Raw genomic sequence first — 5,621 nt, 5'->3', positions numbered from 1 at the left:
AGGGCAACGGCCTCCTATTGCCAAACACCAAAGGACCTGCATGACCTACTTTCAGATTCTTAAAGCTGCGAGGGCAGCAAACGCAAGTGACGACCAGCTGGAACTTATTGAGCAGCTACGAGGGACGATGTCGCAACCCATCAAGACTTATTACGGCACCGCCAGAGACGCACGAGACAGCTTCGTCAAGGCGAGGTTAGAGAAATGGCTGACGGCTCTCGAAGTCGGGCACCAGCCAGACGTGTACTGGCAGAGCGTAATGAAACAAGTATCAAAATCACGGCTGCTCGACGCGGCCGCACAACCACAAGAAAGGATTTAATCATGGCTTTTGTAAACAACCAGGACGAAGAAGCTCAAAACCAATTCCCCACGACCGGAGGTAGTACAGTTCTCGCAGGAAGCGGCGGTGCAGGAGCATCGTCTGGACCAACATCGCCTGCTGGCCAGACTGTAGGAACCGGTTTTACGAACCTGCAGAAGTACCTGACAGCCAACCAAGGTCAGGGCGCGGGCATTGCCAACGACATGGTTGCAAACGGGCAGAAGGCTGTAGAGGGTCAAATGCAGATGGCAAACCAGTCAGCCATCACTTGGGGTGACGCGGGCGTGGACGCAGCGAATAAGGCCGGCGCTCAGCAGTCGAGTCAGGTACAGCAAGCCGTGGACTACACCAATTCAGGAGCATCCGACTACATCGACCAGACAGCTGACGCGAGGGTAAAGCAATACCAGAAGCCAGCTGACAACCCCACCAATGAATTGGAGAGGGGGTACGCGAACGTGAAAAACGCTGCTGCGCTTCATGGCAACGACTTCAACACCCAGAAGGCAGGACTTCAGCAGAAGCATAATTACGGTTCGGGCTTCGCCTCTCTCGATACCTTCCTTGGGAAGCAGGACGCAGGCAGCAAGCTGAGCACCTGGCAGAACCAAGTTAACACTGGGCTGGTGAATGACCAGGGCGTGTACAAAGGGATTGCCGAACAGCAGGCGAGGGTTGCTTCGGCAAACCAACAGAACCAGACTGGCTTCGATACTTTGAAAGGGTATCTGGGCACGTCGGTTGCTGACCGTCAGAAGGCTGAAGCAGATTCCGCCGCTGCAGCAGCCAAAGCGAAAGCAGACGCCGACGCAAGAGCTGCTGCGTTGAAGAAGAGTAGAGAGCAGTTTGCAGAGCCAAACGACGAACAATGGAACTCGGATCCTCGGGATCCTCGTCGGGTTCAGCAGAAGCCCAAGAGCTATATCTGATCAGCTAAAAAGGGGAGCTTTTCGGGCTCCCCTCCCACAGCGTTCTACCCCGTTCTTCCTCCGCATCAAATGTCAGAACAGAAAAAGGCTTCAACGGCCCTTTTGTCGTTGCTGGGCAGCGAGTTCTCGCTTTGAGTGTTCATCCCGCCAACTTTCAGCGTGAACGAATAAGGCCCCCCAAGGAAAATACACCGAGCTTGCAAAATTAAAATTACTCAACCGTCAAAATGACCATTCCACTTCTTGGCTTCATTCGAGTATATAAACCCGGCAAAAGCTTTGCCAGACCAACTAAAGGAGCTTTAAAAAGTGGACAAATTTGCAAAGGGTATAGCTTATTTATTTATAGGCTTAGCTGCAGCAGTCTATATATGCGGCGCAGCTTCTTTCTTTCTGCCGGAAACTTCAAATCCCAGCATCATTTTTGAAAAGCTGAAGTTTCTTGCAATGGCGTTTTTTGCTTTTGGCTGGGTCATCGTGTTGCAGATCGAAAATAAAAAATTGCGAGAAGGGATGAGAAAATGAGATTATTTATTTTATTAGCCGCACTCTTTGCTTATTCAGCAGCAAATGCTCAGACGAGCTATGTTGCATATAAGCGGTGCTACACAGAATTGAATAATGCTTGTGTGGTTACTCTTGCGGACGACTTTGGCTCGATTGATTCGATTTACTTAAATGCATCTGACAATATTAGTCCCGATGCTGCTATGGTGCAAGAATTTGCAGATTTGAACATCGAATTGAAGGTAGTAGACAATACTACTTTCACGAAATTTGCTAATGCATCCACGGATAATGCGACGGTGTATAATCTGGAGCAAGAAATAACTTTACTTACAGATATTCCAGATGAGCAATGGGCAGCTTACGCAGAGAGTGCCCTTTGTGTTGCCGCTGGTGCTAGTTGCGGGTACGGTGTATTTTCGACATTTGTAACCGGCGGTGCTGCTCTATTTTTCGCAAGAGTCGGATGTGCTGCCACTGGTATTGCCTGCATTTCAGCAATCCGAAGTTGGAATAAGTGGGAAAATTATCAAAGGCGGAAGCGAAATGCGGAAAAATTAAAAAATACACCTAAGCCAGCTGATAGCTCTAGTACTGGTGGTGCTGGTGTTACCGGATCAATTAACCCTGGTGTGGGCACTGGTGGATTGGGTACTCCGATAGGCACTGGCCGGGAGGAAGAAGTTACAATTACTGAATGGTAAACCGCTAAACCCCCAGACTAACCCTCTGGGGTTTTTCATTTTGAATTGAACAGTACGCCCCACTGGGAAAAATCCAGCCTGGGCTTTTTTGCGTTCAGGGATTAGGTGTAGTACTGAAAACGATGAGGTTACCCAACGTCACGCGGGCGCTTCTGTTCCAAGTACGTTTGGGTTATAAGGCACTCGAATCACTGGCGGGAGGACTAACTATGAACGTTAAAATGTTGGCTGCAGGCGCAATAGTGATAGCAGGTTTAGGCTATCTCGCTTTGAAACCTAAAGCAGACATACCAGCTACGGTTGAGGAACGGCCGGCAGTATCGGCACCGGTTACTGAGGCTAAGCTAGAGCCTGCACCGAATACCCCTGATTACCCAAAACTACCCGAAACTACCCCAACTCCAACACCCGAGAGAGTGGTTGAGGAGAAGCCCGCGCCTACGCCGGTAGACCTGACAACCCAGGAAAGTCTTGTGGACGATATCAAGGCCGACAAAGAACTTGCCAAGGTTGCTGACGTTCACTTGGTCGAGTGTCTGGACGGTAAGTGCACCGTCGAGTTAGAGGCCAAGAGCGACGAGAGCGTACAAATGAAAATGCTGTCGTTCTTGGCGGATCATCGTGAAGCATACGGGCACTACTCTAAGTTCGACGAGAGTAAAGAGAACCCAAGGGTGACCCGGTTTGTTATTTCAAAGGAGAAGTTATGAAGAAGTTTGTTGTTACTGCTGTAGCTGTAATTGGGCTGACTACACCTTTGTGGGCTAAAATCATTGTCACCCCTAGCGGCGGGGTACATTGCACAGGCGGCTGCACGTCCGAAATTAACGGCGACGGAACTCAGATCAAGATGTGTGACTCTGAAGGTAACTGTGTTCACATCAGCCGTGCTACTGGTAAAGCTGAGCCCGGAAGTAGTAGCAACCCCGACACTTCCGACAAATAAGAAAAACCCCCACCGCGGCACGGCCCAGGTGGGTTTCACATCTTAAGCCTTACCAGTTTACCCTGCTTCATTCGAAACCCGTCCTTGGCCAGGGCCACATCCAGCTTCTGAGGCACGTTCAGCACCGTCCTGGGCGTATGTCGGTAGATGTCCTCCAACAAGGGGACAAGCGGCAGTATCGACTCCCGGGAAGTCCAGTCGACCTCAGCATAGGTTTGCTCCAGGGCCTTGTCGATTGATGGCGTGTTGGTCAACCGCTTTACGAGTTCCAGCTTAACCCAGTCCTCTGTGATGAGGCGGGTAGCCATAACGAATAGATCCCGAGTTTCTGCAGACAGCAATTCCTTCCCAGACCGGCCTTCCATGACCCCTCCAGCAGACCATTCATTTGTATGGTATAGCCTCCCATACAACCTGAGTCAAGCCCTGGTTGAACTCGGCGGTACCTGAGCGTGGGGGTCAGCATTCCGGCCTCACTTAACCAGCTGGAGTCTTAGTCGCCTGCGTGTCACTGAAGTTTACAGGAGGTTCCGCCGAAAGAACTCGAATAGCGTAGCGTTGTGGGAATACCAAGCCTGCAAACCCTCTGTTGCCAAGCCTTAGGTGATCAAAAACCACTTGAAAAGATTCTCGGTGAACCGTATGCTTTTTGATGGACTCTGGTATTTCGTCGAGCTCATAACCCGAAGGCCGCAGGTTCAAATCCTGCCCCCGCTACCAACTCCCTTATTGAAATCATTCAAGAAATCAGCCTTAAAAGTTTTCGAGTGAACTTTCGGTGAACACTTCATCGGAACGATTAGTTTGCTTGGTTGATGCATTTTATCTCCTCTTTTTCAATTGAAGATATTTTTTTGTTAAGCACGTCGGTCAGCCCTATGAGGTGGTCAGGACTCAAGTGCATGTAACGCATTGTAGTCTTGATATCCGAGTGTCCCATGACCTTTTGGATGTCAAAAGCGCTGACGCCAGCCATCGCCATGTGCGAGGCAAACGTATGCCTGAGATCATGGAAGCAGATGGAACTCACCTTTGCGCGTTCCTGGGCCGGTTTGAAGCACCTTTCCACCAGATGGTGGTACGCATACGGAAGAACCTGATGATTCATTGGTATGGCAGACCTCGCTCGTAGCTGTTGATAAACCAGGTCATTCATAGGTACCCGACGGATCTTCTTTCCCTTCGTATGCTCGTTGAGCTTCCTGGTCTTGGAACAGTAACTTCGTCGTACGACAATCATGCGACGCTCGAAGTCAAGACAGTCGCGAAGCAGCCCTTCCATCTCCCCGCGCCTCAGCCCCGTGTTTACCGCTACTGCTATTATAAGATACAGCTCCGGGTCATGGGCCTTAGCCCAGCTCAAGAACCGATCTCGCTCATCAAACGTCCAGAAGCGGTAGTCCTGTTCCGGCAATCGAATCGGCGGGAGGCCTTCGGCTGGATTCACCTTGATGTAGTCCCACTGTGCCGCGACTTTGAACATCTTGTGGGCCAAGCCCACAATGATGTTAATCGTTTTCTCCTTCAATCGCTTCTCAGCGATGAGCTTGCCTTGCAGTTTGGCAATATCCCTTCTGGCAATTGCATCAATCCTAATGTTTCCCCAGGATGGAATCAGATAATCCCTTATAATTTGTCGATCGTGGATCAGAGCCCCTTCAGTCTTGTGGACAAGACCGTAGTCTCTGAGCCAAATCTCGGAAAATCCTTGAAATGTCATCGTGGGTGGAGATTCCACTTGGCCAAAGGGATTGGCAGGAAACACGTCAAGCTTTATGGAAGCTTCAAATCGTTCTGCATCTATCTTTCTGGAAAAATTCTTGGATTTTAACCGGCCATGCTCACGCCAGCGCACTTGATATGAACCGGATCTTTTCTTATGGATACTCACTGCTTTCCTTTCGCATTGAGCCATCCCAAGACTTTTACCCACCTATACCTAACCTGATGGCGAAGCTTCACCATCGAATCCAATGGCAATACACCTTCGTATCGCCATTTCCTTACAGTTTTCACCGCGATATTTAGCCTTTCGGCCAACTGTTCTGCCGTAAGCAACTGTTCACTATCCAAATTGTCAAAGAGCTTGCCTACCATAGCATCGGATTTGGTCGAATGTGGAGTGGATTTCGTTTGGGATTTTTCGGTTCGCGGCATCTGTCTTTGGCGGGTTTGAATCAGGTGATTGGAATTCAATCGAAGCAGTTCAG

General features: G+C 49.8%; 9 protein-coding genes. 6 read left to right on the top strand and 3 right to left on the bottom strand.

Translation table 11 applies throughout. From position 1 onward, the window contains the following. The 6 genes from VE954_RS36375 to VE954_RS36350 form a co-directional block, all read left to right on the top strand. Positions 1 to 322: hypothetical protein (locus tag VE954_RS36375; protein WP_324962379.1), on the top strand; the 322-nt coding region annotated here is incomplete at its 5' end. 2 nt (positions 323 to 324) lie between these two features. Then, a complete protein-coding gene (locus VE954_RS36370; protein WP_324962377.1) occupies positions 325 to 1,254 on the top strand; it encodes a hypothetical protein in 930 nt (309 codons plus the stop codon). Positions 1,255 to 1,563: 309 nt separating this feature from the next. Continuing rightward, positions 1,564 to 1,779, top strand: a complete 216-nt coding sequence (locus VE954_RS36365) for a hypothetical protein (protein WP_324962375.1) — start codon at positions 1,564 to 1,566, stop codon at positions 1,777 to 1,779. Continuing rightward, a complete protein-coding gene (locus tag VE954_RS36360; protein WP_324962373.1) occupies positions 1,776 to 2,465 on the top strand; it encodes a hypothetical protein in 690 nt (229 codons plus the stop codon). The genes VE954_RS36365 and VE954_RS36360 overlap by 4 nt, the downstream gene beginning before the upstream one ends. Before the next feature lie 209 nt (positions 2,466 to 2,674). Then, positions 2,675 to 3,175 carry a hypothetical protein gene (locus tag VE954_RS36355; protein WP_324962371.1) on the top strand — a complete coding sequence of 167 codons (501 nt, stop codon included), beginning with the start codon at positions 2,675 to 2,677 and terminating at the stop codon, positions 3,173 to 3,175. Beyond that, positions 3,172 to 3,411 carry a hypothetical protein gene (locus VE954_RS36350; protein WP_324962369.1) on the top strand — a complete coding sequence of 80 codons (240 nt, stop codon included), beginning with the start codon at positions 3,172 to 3,174 and terminating at the stop codon, positions 3,409 to 3,411. The genes VE954_RS36355 and VE954_RS36350 overlap by 4 nt, the downstream gene beginning before the upstream one ends. A 35-nt stretch (positions 3,412 to 3,446) precedes the next feature. Here VE954_RS36350 and VE954_RS36345 read toward each other — a convergent pair whose 3' ends face one another. From VE954_RS36345 to VE954_RS36335, 3 genes are all read right to left on the bottom strand, one after another. After that, a complete protein-coding gene (locus tag VE954_RS36345) occupies positions 3,447 to 3,776 on the bottom strand; it encodes a hypothetical protein (RefSeq protein ID WP_324962367.1) in 330 nt (109 codons plus the stop codon). A gap of 434 nt (positions 3,777 to 4,210) precedes the next feature. After that, a complete protein-coding gene (locus VE954_RS36340; protein WP_324962365.1) occupies positions 4,211 to 5,302 on the bottom strand; it encodes a tyrosine-type recombinase/integrase in 1,092 nt (363 codons plus the stop codon). Next, positions 5,299 to 5,621: helix-turn-helix domain-containing protein (locus VE954_RS36335; RefSeq protein WP_324962363.1), on the bottom strand; the 323-nt coding region annotated here is incomplete at its 5' end. The genes VE954_RS36335 and VE954_RS36340, both read right to left, overlap by 4 nt.

It is taken from the genome of Oligoflexus sp. (assembly GCF_035638955.1).
In the GTDB taxonomy this organism is placed as follows: Bacteria; Bdellovibrionota_B; Oligoflexia; order Oligoflexales; family Oligoflexaceae; genus Oligoflexus.
This window is presented reverse-complemented; position numbering and strand designations above follow the sequence as displayed.

Coding starts and splice junctions, on each gene's coding strand:
- VE954_RS36370 (WP_324962377.1), top strand. CDS start 325: ATGGCTTTTGTAAACAACCAGGACGAAGAAGCTCAAAACCAATTCCCC.
- VE954_RS36360 (WP_324962373.1), top strand. CDS start 1,776: ATGAGATTATTTATTTTATTAGCCGCACTCTTTGCTTATTCAGCAGCA.
- VE954_RS36355 (WP_324962371.1), top strand. CDS start 2,675: ATGAACGTTAAAATGTTGGCTGCAGGCGCAATAGTGATAGCAGGTTTA.
- VE954_RS36350 (WP_324962369.1), top strand. CDS start 3,172: ATGAAGAAGTTTGTTGTTACTGCTGTAGCTGTAATTGGGCTGACTACA.
- VE954_RS36345 (WP_324962367.1), bottom strand. CDS start 3,776: ATGGAAGGCCGGTCTGGGAAGGAATTGCTGTCTGCAGAAACTCGGGAT.